This is a genomic window from Enterobacter cloacae complex sp. 342H5 (assembly GCF_050030905.1).
In the GTDB taxonomy this organism is placed as follows: Bacteria; Pseudomonadota; Gammaproteobacteria; order Enterobacterales; family Enterobacteriaceae; genus Enterobacter; species Enterobacter intestinihominis.
Genome location: NZ_JBLGVB010000001.1, coordinates 2826314 through 2843858, shown reverse-complemented (window position 1 = coordinate 2843858; position 17545 = coordinate 2826314). Strand labels below are relative to the sequence as shown.

The window sequence follows — 17545 nt, the reverse complement described above, 5'->3', positions numbered from 1 at the left end:
AGGAGGCAGTTTATGAGCATTATGCTTACCGGTACGGCCAGGGAAAGACGGCACGCCAGCACGATGAACATCGACAGATTATCTACGCTGGATATGCTTAATGTCATACACCAGGATGACGCACAAATCTCTTCTGCACTTACCCCTCACTTAAGTATGCTGGCTCGCGTGGTGGATAACGCGGCGGCGACGCTTAGTCACGGCGGACGTCTGGTGCTGATCGGCGCAGGCGCGTCCGGAGGCGTGGCGAAGCAGGCGGCAGAAGCGTTCGCGCCGGGAAAACATCCGGTCATTGCGATGACAGCAGGCGATAACGCCGGAAGCTACGCGCGCGGTGTTGCCGACCTTCAGACGATAAAATTCGGCGAGCATGACATGATGCTGGCGCTGTCCGTCAGCGGCAAAACGCCATGGGTTTGGGGCGCGATGCGTCATGCGTGGTCTCTGGGCTCAACGGTCGCGCTCATTACGGAGGATGCGCAAAGTGAAGCGGCGCAGCTGGCGAGCATGGTTATTGCCCCCGATCTGGGCGCGGATGTGGTTGCCGGGTATACCAACGCCAAAGCGGGCATTGCGCAAAGCATGATAATGCATATGGTCACCACCGGTCTGGCGATACGGACAGGACGGGTGTACAGCAACCTGCGTGTTGATCTGGAGGCAAGCAATACCAGATGGGCCGAGCGACAAATTGCCATTGTAATGGAAGCGGGGGGATGCTCCCGGGCGCAGGCGAAGGCGGCGCTGGAAAGCTGTAACCATCAGTGTAAAACGGCGGTGCTTATGGTGCTGACGGGTATGGATGCCTGGAAAGCGCATGAATTACTGGCACAGAATAACGGGTTTGTTCGCCTGGCCTTGCAGGAAGCGCCGTAATATTTCAGCGTCAAATAAAAAAAGCCCGCGTTGCGGGCTTTGCTATTTATGGGGATCAGAACTGGTAGATCATACCGATGCCAACGATGTCATCGGTTGCAATACCGTTGTCACTGTAGAAGGCATCATCTTCGTCCAGCAGGTTGATTTTATAATCAACGTAGGTGGAGAAGTTCTTGTTGAAGCTGTAGGTCATGCCCACGTCGATGTAGTTAACCAGATCCTGGTCTACATAGTCATAACCATTGCCTGGATGATAATCGTTACCACCCAAATCGATGCCTTTTGAATAGACCCACGCCAGGGATGGACGCAGACCGAAGTCAAACTGGTACTGCGCTACGGCTTCAAAGTTCTGAGTTTTGTTGGCGATGCCATCGTTGCCGTACGGAGTCATGTTGCGGGTTTCCGCATACATCATTGCCAGGTAGACATCATTCGCATCGTATTTTGCACCGATTGTCCACGCTTCCGCACGTTCACCGCCGGCATATTTGCTGAAGCGATTATAGGTACCTGCGCCGTAAGCAACCTGGTCGTTGGTACGGTCAGACGATGAATAAGCGGCACCCAGCGACAGACCGAAATCGAAGTCATAGGTAGTTGACATACCGAAGCCGTCGCCGTTCTGGAAACGAACATCATCATGGCCGTTTTTGGTGCCTTCCTGATTTTCGTTTGCGTTAGCACCTTCATTAGCACCCTGATATTGCAGTGCAAAGTTCAGGCCGTTAACCAGACCGAAGAAGTCATTATTACGGTAGGTCGCCACACCGTTAGTACGGCCAACCATATAGTTGTCGGTCCAGGTATAGGAGTCGCCACCAAATACTGGCAGCATATCGGTCCAGGCTTCAACGTCATACACGACGCCGTAATTACGGCCATAATCGAATGAGCCATATTCGCCGTATTTCAGGCCAGCAAAGGCCAGACGGTTAAAAGAGGTGTCGCCTGCGCCTTCGGTATCGTTAGCGTAGGTTTTATATTCCCACTGGCCGTAACCAATAAGATCGTTATTAATTTGTGTTTCGCCTTTGAAACCAATCTGGACATAGGTTTCATCGCCGTCGTCGCCTGGGTTGTCGGAGAAGGTATGACGTGCATCAACTTTACCGTACAGGTCAACTTTGTTGCCGTCTTTGTTATACATTTCCGCCGCATTTGCTGCGCCAGCCATTAATAACGCGGGTACGAGAATTGCCAGAACTTTTCTTTTCATTATATATTCCCTTTAAATATAAATTGTCTGAATATATGTAATTACCCTCCGTAACTACATGGCTGATACTATTCTATGGATTATTATTTAGGTTCAAAAATAAATGTAATTAAACTGGTAAAAATATTACAAAATATTTCTTTTTATCTCTTTATTTTTCGCGTGAATTAATTCATTGAAAATATAGCGGGTAATTATTATTAAGTATTTCTAAATTCTATTTATTAAGGGTTTTGATTCGGGTGTATTATAATTCACTCTCTTTTGAGCAACAGGATGGGATGATGGAACTTGCGCAGTGGCAGCACCGTTTTGAGCGCTGGCTCGACGAAAATCATTTTACTGATGATGCGGCGCACGATATCGCCCATTTTCGCCGCGTCTGGATGACGGCGCAGACCATTATGGCTGACGGGGATTGCGATCCGCTGGTTGTGCTGACCGCATGCTACTTCCATGACATTGTCAGCCTGCCGAAAAATCACCCGCAGCGTAGTCACTCCTCGCGGCTGGCAGCGCGAGAAACGCGCCAGATCCTGAGCCGCGATTTTCCTGATTTTCCGCCCGATCGGTATGCGGCCGTTGAGCATGCCATTGAAGCGCACAGCTTCAGTGCCGGTATCGCGCCGCAAAGCCCGGAGGCCAAAACGGTCCAGGATGCCGACCGGCTGGAGGCGTTAGGCGCCATCGGCCTTGCGCGCGTCTTTGCCGTGTCCGGTGCGCTGGGCACCGCGTTGTTTGATGCCGACGACCCGTTTGCCGGGGCGCGTGCGCTGGATGATAAAGCTTTCGCGCTCGATCACTTTCAGACCAAACTCCTGCGCCTGCCGGACACCATGCAAACCGCACGGGGACGCGAACTTGCGCGTCACAATGCCGATTTTCTGATCCAGTTTATGGCGAAGCTGAGTGCCGAATTACAGGGCGATTACCTCGGAACCGACAGCCAGATATTGACCCATTTCCGTCGCAGTGTGCGATCCTGAACTGTGGTACTCTGTTTTCTGTCTTTATTGTCCGGTTAAGAGAATGCAGGAAAATCGATCAGTGACTGTGCCCGCGCCTGAGCGGGTTGAGAAATCAACGGCAGCCGTGCAGGCACTCCTGCGTCAGCTGCTGGAAATGTATGATGCTAAAACGCTGGCAAACCAGCTGGTGGCACATGGCGAGAGCCACTGGAGCCCGGCAATACTCAAGCGACTGCTGATAAGCGACAGGGCAGGGCACCGCCTGAGCGACGGCGAGTTCTGTTATCTGCGTAACCTGCTGCCGCACCCGCCTGCTGCGCATCCGAATTATGCCTTTCGCTTTATCGATCTCTTTGCCGGTATTGGCGGCATTCGCCATGGCTTTGAAGCTATTGGCGGGCAGTGCGTGTTCACCAGTGAATGGAACAAACATGCCGTCCGCACCTATAAGGCGAACTGGTACTGCGACCCCAACGAGCACCAGTTTAATGCCGACATCCGCGACGTCACCCTGAGCCACAAAACCGGCGTCAGCGACGAAGAAGCCGCTGAGCACATTCGCAACACCATTCCGGCGCACGATGTGCTGCTGGCAGGCTTCCCGTGTCAGCCGTTCTCACTGGCTGGCGTGTCGAAAAAGAACGCGCTGGGACGCGCTCACGGCTTTGCCTGTGATACGCAGGGCACACTGTTCTTTGATGTTGCCCGGATTATTGATGCCCGCCGCCCGGCAATTTTTGTGCTGGAGAACGTCAAGAATTTAAAGAGTCATGACGGCGGCAAAACCTTCCGCATTATCATGCAAACGCTGGATGAACTGGGTTACGACGTGGCGGATGCAGAGGATATGGGGCCGGACGATCCGAAAATTATCGACGGCAAACACTTCCTGCCACAGCACCGCGAGCGCATCGTGCTGGTGGGATTCCGCCGCGATCTCAATCTGAAAGGCGATTTTACGCTGCGCGATTTGCCCTCGCTGTATCCGGCGCGCCGTCCGACAGTGGCCGATCTGCTGGAGCCCGCCGTCGATGCGAAATTCATTCTGACGCCAGTGCTGTGGAAATACCTCTATCGCTATGCCAAAAAGCATCAGGCCAAAGGCAATGGCTTTGGGTTTGGCATGGTCAATCCGCTTAATCCTGACAGCGTGACGCGTACGCTGTCGGCGCGCTATTACAAAGATGGCGCGGAAATTCTTATCGATCGGGGCTGGGATAAGGCGCTGGGCGAAAAAGATTTCGACGACCCTCAGAATCAACAGCACCGACCGCGGCGCTTAACGCCGCGCGAGTGCGCCCGCTTAATGGGCTTTGAGGCGCCGCAGGGCTACAGTTTTCGCATTCCGGTGTCGGATACACAAGCCTATCGTCAGTTTGGCAACTCGGTGGTGGTGCCAGCCTTTGCCGCCGTCGCAAAACTGCTGGCCTCACGCATCAGCAAGGCCGTTCAGCTGCGTCAGAGTGAGGCCGTCAATGGCGGACGTTCACAATAAGGCCACGCGCAGTAAAAACATGCGTGCCATCGGCACGCGTGATACCGCGATCGAAAAAAGGATCGCTGGCCTCCTGACCTCCATCGGGTTTGAATTCAGGGTTCAGGATGCCACGCTTGCCGGGCGTCCTGATTTCGTGATCGATGCGTATCAATGCATCATCTTTACCCACGGCTGTTTCTGGCATCATCACGACTGCTATCTGTTTAAAGTCCCGGCGACACGCACCGACTTCTGGCTGGAGAAGATTGGCAGGAACGTCGAGCGTGATAAACGCGATGTTTCGCAGCTTTACGCCCAGGGCTGGCGGGTGCTGATTGTCTGGGAGTGCGCACTGCGCGGAAGAATGAAGCTGAATGACGTGGAACTGACGGAGCGGCTGGAAGAGTGGATCTGCGGCGGCGGTCAGGCCGCGCAGATCGATACCCAGGGCATTCACCCGATCACGGTTTCTCCACCTCACACGCCGTGACAATCGGTTTCGCGGGCAGTAAATATTTACCCAGCGTGACCAGCACCACGGCAAAGACAATCACGCCCAGCGCCAACCATTCAATCGTCGACAGCACTTCGCCCGCAAAACCGGTACCCAGCAGCACGGCAACCACCGGGTTAACGTAGGCGTAGCTGGTGGCAACCGCCGGTGAGACGTTGCGGATCAGGTACATATAGGCGTTGATGGCAATAATCGAGCCAAACAGGGCCAGATACCCGACGGCCAGGAAACCTGAGAGATCTGGCATTGCCGTCAGTTTTTCACCCGTCAACGCCGAGGCAATCAGCAGCACGATGCCTGCCGCGAGCATTTCAATGGCACCCGCCATCATCCCGGAGGGCAGCTCAATGCGGGAGCCGTAGACCGAGCCGAACGCCCAGCTCATCGAGCCGATCATGATCATAACGGCAGCCCAGGGGTTTCCGCTCAGGTTACCGCCGCTGTTCAGCATGATAATACCTACAAGCCCAATCGCGATGCCCAGCCATTCGAGCTTACGGGTGCGGATCCCGAACAGACGACTAAAGCAGAGCGTAAACAGCGGCACGGTCGCGACGACCACGGCGGCGATGCCCGACGGCACGTTCTGGTGTTCGGCGACGGTTACTGCGCCATTGCCCACCGCTAGCAGCAGCAGGCCAATCAGGGCGGCGTTAAGCAGGGGACGCAGCGGCGGTAGCCTGTGGCCGCGCAGCAATAAAAACGCCATCAGCAGCACGCCAGCCGTAAGGAAACGAATACCGGCCATCATCAGCGGGGGCCAGCTTTCCACGCCAATACGAATGACAAAGTAGGTGGATCCCCAGATGATATACAGGGAAAAAAGTGCTCCAATGAGCGGTAATAAATGCCGAAAACGCATAGTCCCTCACGACGAAATAAAAAGTTCGCTCATAGTTAACGCCAAAACTATCGGGCTGGCGAGTGCTTTAATTGTGTTGTTAATGTGAAATTTTTGTTGACGTGAGGTGCCTGTTTCCGGGCGCTGAGTTTTGTTCCATACTATTCACTTAATTAGCAAAAAAAGAAGGATAGAGATTTTGGCAGGAAGTAGCTTATTAACATTACTGGACGATATCGCCACCTTGCTGGATGACATTTCAGTCATGGGAAAACTGGCGGCGAAAAAAACCGCCGGGGTACTGGGGGATGACTTGTCGCTTAACGCGCAGCAGGTCAGCGGCGTGCGGGCGAACCGTGAGCTGCCGGTGGTGTGGGGCGTAGCGAAAGGGTCCTTTATTAACAAGGTGATCCTTGTTCCGCTGGCGCTTCTGATTAGCGCCTTTATACCCTGGGCCATTACGCCATTGCTGATGATTGGCGGGGCGTTCCTGTGCTTCGAGGGTGCCGAAAAAGTGTTGCATATGTTTGCCGCACGCAAAGAGAAAGACACCCCGGAAATGCGCCAGCAGCGTCTGGAAGCGCTGGCCGCGCAGGATCCAAAAACGTTCGAGCGCGATAAGGTCAAAGGTGCGATCCGTACTGACTTTATCCTTTCGGCCGAGATTGTGGCGATTACGCTTGGGATCGTATCCGAAGCACCGCTGATGAATCAGGTCATGGTGCTTTCGTTGATTGCCATTCTTGTAACGGTTGGGGTGTATGGGCTGGTCGGTCTGATCGTCAAGCTGGATGATATCGGCTTCTGGCTGGAAAAAAAATCCAGCGCCATTGCCCGCGTTATCGGCAAAAGCCTGCTGGTGCTGGCGCCGTGGCTGATGAAAAGTTTGTCGATAGTGGGAACTCTGGCGATGTTCCTGGTCGGCGGCGGTATTATCGTGCACGGCGTTGCTTCGCTGCATCATGCAATTGAACATCTGGCGTCGGGACATGGTTCGGTGATCGCCGCCATTCTGCCGACGCTGCTTAACCTTGTGTTGGGCTTTATCGTAGGTGTCATTGTGGTGGCAGTGGTCAAGCTGGTAGAAAAAGTACGCGGAAAATCGCATTAATTTTTGCTGACCCCGGATGCAAAAAGACCATTCCTCGTCTAAATTGAAAACGTTTCACCCTGATACAGGAGGCAGGTATGGTCTTTTTGGTCAGTGATGAAGTTAAGCCAAAGAATGGTGGTCCATGCATGATTGTCACCGGTTATTCCAGTGGAATGGTGGAGTGCCGGTGGCATGACGGATACGGCATTAAGCGGGAGGCTTTTCGTGAAGATGAGCTTCAGCCTGGTGATAAAAGGCAAAAACGCGATAAGGCTTAATCACACAACGCCCGGCCTTGCCGGGCGTTTTTACTGGCAGAAGACTTATCATATCGGATGGTGAGCGACACTCAGGGAGTGCGTGTGCAGCACAATACCTTTGTTGTAAAACAATCTTTTTTGCAGTGGCTGCATAAGCGTAACAATCCCCGTTTGGTTGTTAACCTCTGTTTTATCGTTGTCCTGATCTTTTCCACCCTCCTGACCTGGCGCGAAGTTGTGGTACTGGAAGATGCCTATATCTCCAGTCAGCGTAACCATCTGGAAACGGTTGCCAGTGCGCTGGACAGACAACTCCAGTTCAGCGTCGATAAAATGCTGTTTTTTCGCCACAGCATGCGTGATGCGCTGGAAACGCCGCTGGCGTTTGGCGTGCTGCATGATGCGGTAAAGCGTTTTGCCCGTTTGCGCGCATCCCCCACCTGGCAAATTGAGGTTGATAAACAGCGCACATTGCCGATCAACGGTGTGTCTGATGCCTTCGTTGAAAAGACCACCCTTCTGAATCGCGATGATGAGTTTCTTGATAATGAACTGTCCGCCGCGCTTGAAGTGGGGTATTTATTGCGTCTGGCATCCAGTTCTTCCGGCAACGAAGAGCGCGTGATTTATGTCTCTCGCGCCGGATTCTTTCTGGAAACGGATACGCCGGAAAATGCCAGCGATATCGTGCAGCGTTACTACCATCTGGTCACTCAGCCCTGGTTTACCCAACAGTCCGAGCGTGAGAACCGTGCGCGTGCCGTGCGCTGGTTTATCTCGCCTCCTTCCTCCTTTGTGGGCAAAAAGCCGCTGATCACCGCCAGTGTGCCTGTTTATTACAATCACGTCTGGTATGGCGTGGTGGCGATGGATTTCACCTTTGCCACCCTGCGTCGTCTGCTGGTGGAGGCCGTAGGCGATAACCCGGAAGGGGAATACCAGCTGTATGACAGTCGTCTCACCCTGCTCGCGACGTCTGGATCATCTGCTGCGGACGTTAATCATTTTGACGCGCCCGAACTAGCGCAGATAGCGCACGCAATAGAATCGGATTCCGAAGGCGGCATTCGCCTGGGGAGTCGTTTTGTCAGCTGGGAGCGTCTCGACCACTTTGATGGCATCGTCCTGCGCGTGCACACCCTGGAAGAAGGGGTGCGCGGCGATTTCGGCAGCATCAGTATTGTGCTGGCATTGCTTTGGGCGCTGTTCACCGCGATGCTGCTCATCTCATGGCTGGTGATCCGGCGCATGGTCAGTAATATGTATTCGTTGCAGAATTCGCTGCAATGGCAGGCCTGGCACGACCCTCTGACCCGGTTGAATAATCGTGGGTCGCTGTTTGAGCGGGCGAAAATACTGGCGAAGCAGTGTGAACAGCAGGCGCTGCCTTTCTCTGTCATCCAGATCGATCTTGACTGCTTTAAGAGCATTAATGACCGGTTCGGGCACCAGGCGGGTGATAAGGTATTGTCCCATTCTGCGGGGCTGATTGCCAGTACCCTGCGCACTAAAGATATTGCCGGGCGCGTCGGCGGCGAAGAGTTCTGTGTGGTGCTGCCCGGCATGACGCTTGAAGAGGCGGCGGAAGTTGCAGAGCAGATCCGTGAGCGTATCGACAGCAAAGAGATCCTGATTAAGAAAAGTACTACCCTGCGCGTGAGCGCGTCGTTTGGCGTCTCTGGCGCGCAGGAGAAGGGCAATTATCACTTCGAAAATCTGCAATCCACCGCCGATGCGCGTCTGTATGAGGCGAAACAGCGCGGGCGTAACCGGGTCATCTGGCAGGATCACGTTAAAAAGTAATCAAGCCCCTCGCGCCAGCCGGCCGGTCCGGTGTGCTGAGTGCGATAAACCCGTGTGGGATCGTTGTTCTTAAGGCTGACCCCCTCCCGGTTGAAGCCTTTCACCACCACGGCGAAGGCTACGCTGTCCAGCAGAGGGGCATCATTGGGGCCGTCGCCCAGGCCCAGCGTTGTCGGGTCAAATCCGTCGTGCAGGCGATACTGTTCCACAAGCCAGTGCACCGCCACGTCTTTGCCACAGCTCGTGTCCAGAATATGCCAGAAGCGAGCACCCGGGACGATCTTCAGCCCCTGCCGGGCCAGTTCGGCTGCGAAGCGTTTCATTTGTTCATCACTGTCACGCCAGATCAGCGTCACGGAAGCCTCGTGTTTACGTGCAAGCGCCGCACGGGGACGGCTTAGCCCGGTCCATTCGGCGACCACGCGCTCATCCACATCGTCGAAGGTGGTGAATTTCAGATGCATCTCCTGGCGTACCCGGGCAATAAACTGCCGGATATCGTCATGCTTCTTTTCTGAGATGAACCGTGCGGCGTTTTCCCACCGTACGTCAGGCTGGATCACCGCGCCGTTTTCCGCAATGTAGGGCAGCCCGCCAAGGCCAAGTTCCTGCTGGATGTCACGCATTTCGGACGCGGTTTTGCTGCTGCACAGAATGACTGGTACCTGTTCATCCTGTAATCTCTTCAGCCAGGAAGCGGCAGGCTGCCAGTCGAGAGTGTGAAAATCCAGCAGCGTACCGTCGAGATCGGTAAAGACGAGCAGAGTCTCCTTTAGCGAAGGCATAACGTCTCCTGAATAATGATGTTCATCTAAGAAAAGTCTTAAAAAAAATCAGCATTGATGTCCCGTTGAAGTGGAAACGATCCCGATAAACCCACACGCAGCGCATGTTTATACTCATAACCAAAATTCACATGTATAAAATATAATATTCGCTAAGAGAATATATGCTTGTAAGACAAATCTGTTGGGGATAATGTCTTACCTGCATCAGATTTCCTGGTGTAACGAATTTACAAGTGCTTCTTGCATAAGCAAGTTTGATCCCGGTCATCCCCATGACCGGGATTTTTTTCGCCTTAGCGGTTCGTTTCCGAGACACTAAAGTCATGGATATCCAGCTCGAATGCTTCAGCCAGTTCACGGTAGGTATGGTAATCACGACCATTGACCACGACACGGTCTGAATTATCCTCCGCGCGATGAACTTCGGACTCACTGATTTCATTAATGGCGGCAAGCAGGGCATCGACATCCACTTCCACCTCACGCTTAATGGTGTCGCTGTACTCTTTGTCAGTCTTCACGGCGGGCTCCTCATTTAACCGTCTCAACAGCTAAGTATAGACCGCACACAAAAACGCCATTCGCGTCAGGCGGCGATGCCAGCCAGGGTAATTTGTTCTACACTGGCTCAAAACCACAGGAGGAATGTATGAAGGTCAACGATCGGGTAACCGTCAAAACGGACGGTGGGCCGCGCCGCCCGGGCGTGGTGCTGGCAATAGAAGAGTTTAATGAAGGCACAATGTATCTGGTGTCGCTGGAAGATTACCCGCTCGGCATCTGGTTCTTCAACGAACTGGGGCACCCGGATGGGATCTTTGTGGAAACGGCGGAATAGGTCGGCGTCGGGGGCGTCTTCTCCCCGGCCCGGCTGCTGAAAAGCAAAATCTCTGGCCAGGCCAGAGATCAAGGTAGGGTACAACATGGCCGTGCAAATTAGCGCATATTAACGAAAATCCCATTCGTCACATTATCTGTCAGGCGTACGACATGGTATATCACTTGCTTATTATGCGTTTTAATTTTCCTTTTAATATTTCCTTTGTGTGACGATACTGTTTTTGCCTTGATATTCATCTGGTCTGAGATCTGAATTGTCCCTTGTCCAGCCATCCACATTCTTAGCATACTTGATTCAGTTCTGCTTAATGATAGGGTTGGTAAGTTAACCGCCCCTACATTCTTAACTTCTTTATTCAAATAATCGCCCAGAATGTCATCAAGCGACTCTGGTTTAATCGATTTCGAACTGATTAATAAGTTTTTACGCACCAACAAATACTCATCGAAATGAATATTGGCGATCGCCATAAAAACAATAAACAGGGTTCTGGGATGCTGATTAATGATCTGCTTAATGTGCTGACTGTTAGCGGGGTCGTGAATGAAACAGTCCTCATTAATAAACACCACGCCGGGCTTGTGAGTCTCACAAGCGGCTGCGAGTTCTTCAACGGTGTGTGCATCGTTGATGTCTCTCTTTCTTACCCCTCTGCTTGCTAAGTACCCGGTTAACCCTAGCCGGGTGTAGCTGCATAAATCCATAATGATCGTTGACATGGCATACCCTCACTCAATGCGTAACGATAATTCACCACCTGCCTGAGAGCTCATAAACAGCCATACGGGATGGAAAAAATCTAATAAAACCTGTGAGCATGACAAAGACTTTCAGGCGAACTCACTATCCCGTAAAGTTACGTATAATTTGCCAGGAATCATCTTAAAGTAAAGTAAATATTAAGTATTGTGAGGTGGTTAGAAACATTTAAACCGCGTCAGATATATCCTGGTAGATGTTTTTCAAGATTATTTTTAGGAATATCCTCAGAAAGACATTGCAAACACTGCGGGTTATTATTTGCGTGGAAGTTCGCTGACAATATCCGCTAAGAGATTGAATATCTCGCTGAATAAATGCTCGCAGAAGGGGGCGATAAGTGGCATCAATAATGACATTAATAAAAGGCCAACCGTCAACGTCACCGGAAAGCCGATGACGAATACCGACAGCTGCGGGGCCATTCGGTTGAGTAAACCCAATGCGAGGTTAACGGTGAGCAGCAGGGTTATGACAGGCAGCGCCAGCATCAGCCCGTTGAGGAAGATCAGCCCGGCAGCCCGCACCAGCGCCAGAAAAGCGTTACTGTTCACCGGGTTGTCGCCAATCGGCAGCGTGTGGAAGGTGTCCACCAGCATAGAGATGAGCCACAGGTGGCCGTTGAACGAGAGAAACAACAGCATCGCCAGCAGGTCGATAATACGCGCCAGCACGGGCATATTCAGATGGCTGCCCGGGTCAACGAACGTCGCGAAAGACAGACCCATCTGCAAACCGATCAGTTCGCCCGCCGTTCGTACCGCGGCGAAGGCGAGCTGCATCGTAAATCCGACCGCCACGCCAATCATCACCTGTTGCAGGGCAATCCAGATCGCATTCGGGGAAAAAATCGGAATATCCACCGCCGGCAGGGAAGGGGCAACGATAATGGTGATAACCATGCCCAACCCAATTTTGATGCGTTTAGGCACCGACTTTTCACTGAGTATGGGGGCGGTGGAGATCAGCGCCATGATGCGCAGCATCGGCCAGAAATAGATCCCGAGCCACTGAACAAACTGATCGCTGGTGAATTGCAGCATCGTCCGTCAGCCGATGATGTAAGGCAGATTGGTGAACAGGTTGCGCATGTAATCCAGCAGCAAATTGAGCATCCAGGGCCCGGCAACGATAATCGCCACGAAGACGGCGATGATCTTCGGGATGAACGACAGGGTCATTTCGTTAATCTGCGTGGCGGCCTGAAGAATACTGATAATCAGACCGGTTACCAGCGCAACCAGAAGCAGGGGCGCGGCGACGGCAATCGCGACTTTCATCGCTTCCGTGCCCATCATCATGACCGACTCAGGCGTCATTGCGCGCTCCTCAACTGTAGAAACTCTGCGCCAGCGAGCTGACCAGCAGCTGCCAGCCGTCGACCAGCACGAACAGCATGATCTTAAAGGGCAGGGCAATAGTTGCGGGCGGGACCATCATCATCCCGAGCGCCATCAGGACGCTGGCGATCACCAGGTCAATAATCAGGAACGGAATGAAAATGGTGAAGCCAATCTGGAACGCCGTTTTCAGCTCACTGGTCACATACGCTGGCAGCAGAATGCGCATCGGCACCGCTTCCGGTCCCTGTAACTCGCCCGTGTTAGCGAGACGGGCAAACAGGGCCAAATCCGCTTCGCGCGTCTGGCGAAGCATAAATTCACGTAATGGCTGAGCCCCCTTTTCCAGGGCAACCTGCATGGAAATTTTATCTTCGCTGAACGGCTGGTACGCCTCGGTGTAAATCTTGTCGATCACCGGCGACATAATGAAAAAGGTCAGGAACAGGGCTAAACCCAGCAGCACCTGATTGGGCGGCGCGGACGGCGTGCCGAGCGCATTTCGCAGCAGACCAAACACAATGATGATGCGGGTGAAACTGGTCATCATCAGCAGGATCGCCGGGATAAAGGTCAGTGAGGTGATGAACACCAGCGTCTGCACGGAGAGGGACCAGCTTTGTCCCCCGTTCGCCAGCGGCGTGGAAACCAGCCCCGGCAGCTGCGCATACACAGAAGGCGCGAACAGGCCCAGACCTGCCAGCGTAAGCAATAACAAACGGCGCATCAGGATCTCCCGGAACGCTTGAGCAAACTCTTCATAACGGACTGAAAATCCGCAGGGGCCTGGGCGTTAGCCTCCACCGTGACAGGCGCAGGGGGCAGCGTGTGAAGAACGTTAATGCTGGAGGCGGTCACGCCCAGCACCAGTCGCGCATCTTCCACTTCCACAATGACCACGCGCTCGCGTGGGCCGAGTGTGGTGCTGGCGCTGACCTTCAGTCCGCGCGTGCCGGCCGTTTTCCCCGCCAGCCCAAAACGCTTTGCCAGCCAGGCGGCGATAAGGATAAAGGCAATAATACCGAACAGCGCGCCGCTCACCTGAAGCAGCGGGGAGCCGGGTACGGCGGAGGGCGCGGACAGTGTTGCCTGGGTTTTCATACTTAACGGCTCAGGCGACGCATACGTTCGGAAGGGGTAATGATGTCGGTGATACGTACGCCGTATTTATCGGCCACCACCACAACTTCGCCCTGTGCAATCAGGTAGCCGTTGATCAGAATATCCAGTGGCTCACCCGCTAAACCGTCCAGGGCTACAACGGAACCCTGCGTCAGGCGCAGCAGCTCTTTAATAGTCATGCGGGTGCGGCCCAGCTCAACGGTCAGCTTGACCGGAATGTCCATAATCAGGTCGATGTCCTGTAACGTCCCGCTGACGTCGCCGCCGCCTAACTGCTGGAAGACCGCGTCTGCCGCGCTTTTCGTCGGCGTCGTTTTTTGCTCGTTTAACGCGTCAGCCCACAGATCGTCCAGTGCTCCGCTGTTTTCATCGGACGGATTGTTCATGTCACTCATTTGGGCTGTTCCTCATTCAGCGAATTCAAAATCGGGTTGATCAAGTGCTCAACGCGTAACGCATACTGGCCGTTAATCGTGCCGTACTGGCTTGTCAGCACGGGTACGCCATCCACATGGGCAATAATGCGGTCGGGTTTATCTATCGGCAAAACGTCGCCGGGTTGTAATTTCAGGATCTGCGATAACCGCATGGAGATGTCGGCAAAGTTAGCCACCAGCTCCAGCTGCGAGTGCTGAACCTGGCGCACCAGGTTCTCACGCCAGTTCTGATCTTCATGGCGTGAGTTCTCCAGCGGCGGGTTCACCAGCAGTTCGCGCAGCGGTTCAATCATGCTGAACGGCAGGCAGATGTTGAACTCGCCCGTCAGGTTGCCGATCTCGACGTGGAACGGGGTGTTCACCACGATGTCATTCGGTGAAGTGGTGATGTTGGTAAACTTCACCTGCATCTCGGAACGCACGTACTCCACTTCCAGCGGGTTAATCGCTTTCCACGCGTCGCTGTAGGATTCCAGCGCCAGCTTCAGCATGCGGTTGATAACGCGCTGTTCGGTATGGGTAAACTCGCGGCCTTCCACTTTGGTCGGGAAACGGCCATCGCCACCGAACAGGTTGTCCACTGCGATGAATACCAGGCTTGGCGAGAACACCACCAGGCCGGTACCGCGCAGCGGTTTCAGATGGATCAGGTTAAGGTTGGTTGGCACCGGCAGGTTGCGGGCAAACTCATGATACGGCTGAATGCGGATCGCACCGACGGTGATATCCGGGCTACGACGCAGCAGGTTAAACAGCCCCATTCGGAACTGACGTGCGAAACGTTCATTGATGATCTCCAGCGCCTGTAAACGCTCGCGCACCACGCGACGCTGGGTATTGGGATCGTAGGGACGAATATTATCGTCGCCGGTCAGACCCGGCTTCGGATCGTCACTCTTATCGCTGTCGCCATTGAGCAGCGCATCGATTTCTGCCTGAGAAAGAATACTGTCGCCCATGTCGTTACCGCAGAATGAAGGCTGTATACAGAACGTCAGTGACTTCCTGCTTAGGTTGGCCATTGACCAGCGGGGTCGCCAGCGTCTGTTTGATCGCATCGACCAGCTTTTGCTTGCCCACATCGGTGGCGAGCGCGGAGGCATCCTGACGAGAAAACAGCAGCAGCAGACGGCTACGCACTTCTGGCAGGTAGTCGTTCAGACGTGCACGGGTCGCTTCATCTTTCAGACGCAGCGTAATGCCCACGTAAAGCACGCGATCCGCATCGCCGAGGTTCACGGTGAACGTATCCAGCGGGTAGAAGACCGGCGCCGGTGGAGGCGGCGCTTCAGCTTTGGCGGCTGCGCTGGAGGGTTCCTGCTGCATACGCCAGTAACTGTAGCCTGCGGTGGCGCAGGCCGCGAGGGTAATCAACACCAGCAGCGGGATCCAGATGGAACGCTTGCTTTTTTTGGTGATAGCGGAGTCTGTCATCTGATACGAGCTTCCTGTTTCGGTACAGCTTAATACGGTGATTATCCCGTGTCCGGCTTAGGTCAAAGCGTGGAAAAGACGGGGATAATCACGTTACCTCTGGCGTTTAGGCAAAGATGTCTACGGCACGGCTGCCGCGCGCGGCGGATTGCAGGGCGGCAGGGGTTGGCAATAACTCTTCGCTCTCCTCGTTAAACCCGCCATGCTGGCCTGAACGCGAAGCGTGCTGTTGTTGCCCGGATGAAGATTGCTGCTGCCCGGCAAAGCCTTCGCTGCTGACGCTGCTTTGGGAAAGCTGTATGCCGTTTTCCGCAAGCTGCGTGCGCAGGATCGGCAGGGCCGCTTCCAGCGCCGCACGAACGTGGCTGTGGGGCGAAACCATCTGCAACTGCGCCTGGTTGTCATCCAGCTTAAGCGAAATTTGCACCTGACCCAGATCTTCCGGGTGCAGGCGTAGCTCTGCGGTCTGTTGGCCCTGTCTGGTGAACAGGGTGATGTGCTGGCTTAGATTCTGCTGCCATTCGTGCGTGCCCAGCGGCTGGCTTAACACCGGCGCGGTCGCAACGGTAGCGGCAGGCTGGGGGGGTGCCAGGTGACTAACGATCGGGGCCAGCGTCGCGGTTGGGCTGGCGGCAGACGACGCCGTGCTCACTACGTCCTGCTTCTCCGCGACGGCGGCAACAGCTGGCGTAACGGCTGCCGTGGCGGGCAGCGACGTGTCGCTGTCCTGAACCGACGTTTTTTCCTGACCCGTTAACGCATGGCTAAGCGGCTGATGCTGGCCGTTGTCCGTCTGGGCTAGCGCAGAGGGGAGGGCGGCACGGGGGGCGACCTCCCCGGTGCTTGCTGGCTGCGTCGCCATTGGGGTGGTAGTCTGCTGGTGCGGTAACATCGCCATCAGCGCGCTTAACCCGGCCAGCTCCTCTTCTTCAGTCGTGGTCTCGCTATTTGCTTTCGCGTCCGTCCGGGTAAGCGCCTTCAGCGCATCCGTATTCGCTGCGGGTTTCAGGCCGGAGACGAGGCTTTGCAGGGAGACGGCGGTATCTTCATCAGTCAGGGTCTCCTGGCGGGAGAGCAGCTCGGCGATTTTGGCCTGGAGCGTGGTATCACCGTTTTTTTCCTGTGCCGCTGTCGACAGCTTGCTGCCCGCCGCTTTCAGATCGGCCAGCGTCAGCGGAGCATCTTTGCCTTTGCCGGTGGTCTCGGTCAGCGCGCCCGCCAGCAGAGAGAGAAAATCTTGCGCGCTCTCAGCGCCTTTTCCGGTCAGCGTGCCGCCGGACGGGTCGCTGTCGGTCATCAGCAGTTGTTGCAGTGTGATCATTCTGGTTTCCTCATTGATGCGCGCTGGGCAAACTCATCCATTTTTTTCTGATCCAGACGGTTTTCCGCCAGGGTCGAGGCTGCAATCTGCCGGTCCTGTAAGGTTTGCCAGGCCTGCAACCGCTGTTTTTTCTCGCGCCAGAAATTCAGCGCGGTATCGACTTTTTGCGTCCACTGGTTAAGCTGCTGGCGATGCTGCTCAATCGCCTTTTCCAGCGTCTGGATAAACTGCTGATAGTTAATCCAGCGCTGGCTACCAATGCCCTGCGTCATGTCGGTGTTAAGGTTGGTGCGATATTCATGCTGATAGTCGATTAACATCTTCAACTGTTCTTCAGCCTGCTGGCACCCGCGTCGCATTGCGCCAAGTTGCAATGCGGCATCATCAACTTCTTTTTCAGCCAGATCTTTCAGCGTTGATAACGCGCTGTTCTGCGCCATGACCTTCGC

21 protein-coding genes and 1 pseudogene are annotated in these 17545 nt (G+C 54.4%); 8 read left to right on the top strand and 14 right to left on the bottom strand.

Annotation, left to right across the window (positions count from 1 at the left end):
* The first annotated feature begins 12 nt into the window (after positions 1 to 12).
* Complete coding sequence (locus tag ACQG03_RS13670) at positions 13 to 876, top strand: N-acetylmuramic acid 6-phosphate etherase (protein ID WP_023300495.1); 864 nt, start codon at positions 13 to 15, stop codon at positions 874 to 876.
* A gap of 55 nt (positions 877 to 931) precedes the next feature.
* Here the strand turns inward: ACQG03_RS13670 and ompC are convergent, their stop codons facing one another.
* Positions 932 to 2098 carry a porin OmpC gene (gene ompC / locus ACQG03_RS13665; RefSeq protein WP_023300494.1) on the bottom strand — a complete coding sequence of 389 codons (1167 nt, stop codon included), beginning with the start codon at positions 2096 to 2098 and terminating at the stop codon, positions 932 to 934.
* A gap of 284 nt (positions 2099 to 2382) precedes the next feature.
* Here ompC and ACQG03_RS13660 point away from each other — a divergent pair, with 284 nt between their 5' ends.
* Genes ACQG03_RS13660 through ACQG03_RS13650 form a run of 3 tightly spaced genes read left to right on the top strand, consistent with a single transcriptional unit; the run spans position 2383 to position 5033 of the window.
* Positions 2383 to 3084 carry a phosphohydrolase gene (locus ACQG03_RS13660; RefSeq protein WP_023306528.1) on the top strand — a complete coding sequence of 234 codons (702 nt, stop codon included), beginning with the start codon at positions 2383 to 2385 and terminating at the stop codon, positions 3082 to 3084.
* Positions 3085 to 3127: 43 nt separating this feature from the next.
* Complete coding sequence (locus ACQG03_RS13655; protein WP_087878644.1) at positions 3128 to 4561, top strand: DNA cytosine methyltransferase; 1434 nt, start codon at positions 3128 to 3130, stop codon at positions 4559 to 4561.
* Positions 4542 to 5033, top strand: a complete 492-nt coding sequence (locus ACQG03_RS13650) for a very short patch repair endonuclease (protein WP_022648562.1) — start codon at positions 4542 to 4544, stop codon at positions 5031 to 5033. The genes ACQG03_RS13655 and ACQG03_RS13650 overlap by 20 nt, the downstream gene beginning before the upstream one ends.
* Here ACQG03_RS13650 and yedA read toward each other — a convergent pair.
* Positions 5005 to 5919: a drug/metabolite exporter YedA gene (yedA, locus tag ACQG03_RS13645; protein WP_023300492.1), complete on the bottom strand. Its 915-nt coding sequence runs from the start codon at positions 5917 to 5919 to the stop codon at positions 5005 to 5007. The genes ACQG03_RS13650 and yedA overlap by 29 nt on opposite strands.
* A gap of 175 nt (positions 5920 to 6094) precedes the next feature.
* On the opposite strand from yedA, the gene ACQG03_RS13640 reads away from it, so the two are divergent.
* The 3 genes from ACQG03_RS13640 to dgcQ all read left to right on the top strand — a co-directional run bounded on the left by ACQG03_RS13640 (position 6095) and on the right by dgcQ (position 9054).
* Entirely contained in the window at positions 6095 to 7009 is a 915-nt protein-coding gene (locus ACQG03_RS13640) for a DUF808 family protein (RefSeq protein ID WP_169441341.1), read from the top strand.
* Between the two features lie 77 nt (positions 7010 to 7086).
* Positions 7087 to 7269: a YodC family protein gene (locus tag ACQG03_RS13635; protein ID WP_022648559.1), complete on the top strand. Its 183-nt coding sequence runs from the start codon at positions 7087 to 7089 to the stop codon at positions 7267 to 7269.
* A gap of 84 nt (positions 7270 to 7353) precedes the next feature.
* Positions 7354 to 9054: a cellulose biosynthesis regulator diguanylate cyclase DgcQ gene (dgcQ, locus tag ACQG03_RS13630; RefSeq protein ID WP_063162921.1), complete on the top strand. Its 1701-nt coding sequence runs from the start codon at positions 7354 to 7356 to the stop codon at positions 9052 to 9054.
* Here dgcQ and ACQG03_RS13625 read toward each other — a convergent pair.
* Positions 9039 to 9839 carry a mannosyl-3-phosphoglycerate phosphatase-related protein gene (locus tag ACQG03_RS13625; protein WP_023300489.1) on the bottom strand — a complete coding sequence of 267 codons (801 nt, stop codon included), beginning with the start codon at positions 9837 to 9839 and terminating at the stop codon, positions 9039 to 9041. The two genes, dgcQ and ACQG03_RS13625, sit on opposite strands and share 16 nt — an antisense overlap.
* 296 nt (positions 9840 to 10135) lie before the next feature.
* Entirely contained in the window at positions 10136 to 10363 is a 228-nt protein-coding gene (gene yodD, locus ACQG03_RS13620; RefSeq protein WP_017383339.1) for a YodD family peroxide/acid resistance protein, read from the bottom strand.
* Between the two features lie 128 nt (positions 10364 to 10491).
* On the opposite strand from yodD, the gene dsrB reads away from it, so the two are divergent.
* Complete coding sequence (dsrB, locus tag ACQG03_RS13615) at positions 10492 to 10680, top strand: protein DsrB (protein WP_003859583.1); 189 nt, start codon at positions 10492 to 10494, stop codon at positions 10678 to 10680.
* Between the two features lie 98 nt (positions 10681 to 10778).
* On the opposite strand, the gene rcsA is transcribed toward dsrB, so the two are convergent.
* The 10 genes and pseudogenes from rcsA to fliJ form a co-directional block, all read right to left on the bottom strand.
* A complete protein-coding gene (rcsA, locus tag ACQG03_RS13610) occupies positions 10779 to 11402 on the bottom strand; it encodes a transcriptional regulator RcsA (protein WP_022648556.1) in 624 nt (207 codons plus the stop codon).
* 290 nt (positions 11403 to 11692) lie between these two features.
* Positions 11693 to 12485: pseudogene (fliR, locus tag ACQG03_RS13605) on the bottom strand (flagellar biosynthetic protein FliR); the annotation flags it as partial.
* Between the two features lie 6 nt (positions 12486 to 12491).
* Positions 12492 to 12761 (bottom strand): flagellar biosynthesis protein FliQ, encoded by a 270-nt coding sequence (fliQ, locus tag ACQG03_RS13600; protein WP_003859587.1) that lies wholly within the window; start codon positions 12759 to 12761, stop codon positions 12492 to 12494.
* A gap of 10 nt (positions 12762 to 12771) precedes the next feature.
* Positions 12772 to 13509 (bottom strand): flagellar type III secretion system pore protein FliP, encoded by a 738-nt coding sequence (fliP, locus tag ACQG03_RS13595; protein WP_022648554.1) that lies wholly within the window; start codon positions 13507 to 13509, stop codon positions 12772 to 12774.
* Positions 13509 to 13883 carry a flagellar biosynthetic protein FliO gene (gene fliO / locus ACQG03_RS13590; RefSeq protein WP_022648553.1) on the bottom strand — a complete coding sequence of 125 codons (375 nt, stop codon included), beginning with the start codon at positions 13881 to 13883 and terminating at the stop codon, positions 13509 to 13511. The genes fliP and fliO overlap by 1 nt, the downstream gene beginning before the upstream one ends.
* A gap of 2 nt (positions 13884 to 13885) precedes the next feature.
* A complete protein-coding gene (fliN, locus tag ACQG03_RS13585) occupies positions 13886 to 14299 on the bottom strand; it encodes a flagellar motor switch protein FliN (protein ID WP_003859592.1) in 414 nt (137 codons plus the stop codon).
* Positions 14296 to 15300, bottom strand: a complete 1005-nt coding sequence (gene fliM, locus ACQG03_RS13580) for a flagellar motor switch protein FliM (RefSeq protein ID WP_006811158.1) — start codon at positions 15298 to 15300, stop codon at positions 14296 to 14298. Before fliM ends, fliN begins: the two co-directional genes overlap by 4 nt.
* A gap of 4 nt (positions 15301 to 15304) precedes the next feature.
* A complete protein-coding gene (fliL, locus tag ACQG03_RS13575) occupies positions 15305 to 15775 on the bottom strand; it encodes a flagellar basal body-associated protein FliL (protein ID WP_003859598.1) in 471 nt (156 codons plus the stop codon).
* A gap of 106 nt (positions 15776 to 15881) precedes the next feature.
* Positions 15882 to 17096, bottom strand: coding sequence for a flagellar hook length control protein FliK (fliK, locus tag ACQG03_RS13570; protein WP_063162922.1), 1215 nt, complete (start codon positions 17094 to 17096; stop codon positions 15882 to 15884).
* On the bottom strand, positions 17093 to 17536 hold the full coding sequence (gene fliJ / locus ACQG03_RS13565; protein ID WP_006811155.1) for a flagellar export protein FliJ: 444 nt from the start codon (positions 17534 to 17536) through the stop codon (positions 17093 to 17095). Before fliJ ends, fliK begins: the two co-directional genes overlap by 4 nt.
* Positions 17537 to 17545 lie beyond the last annotated feature (9 nt).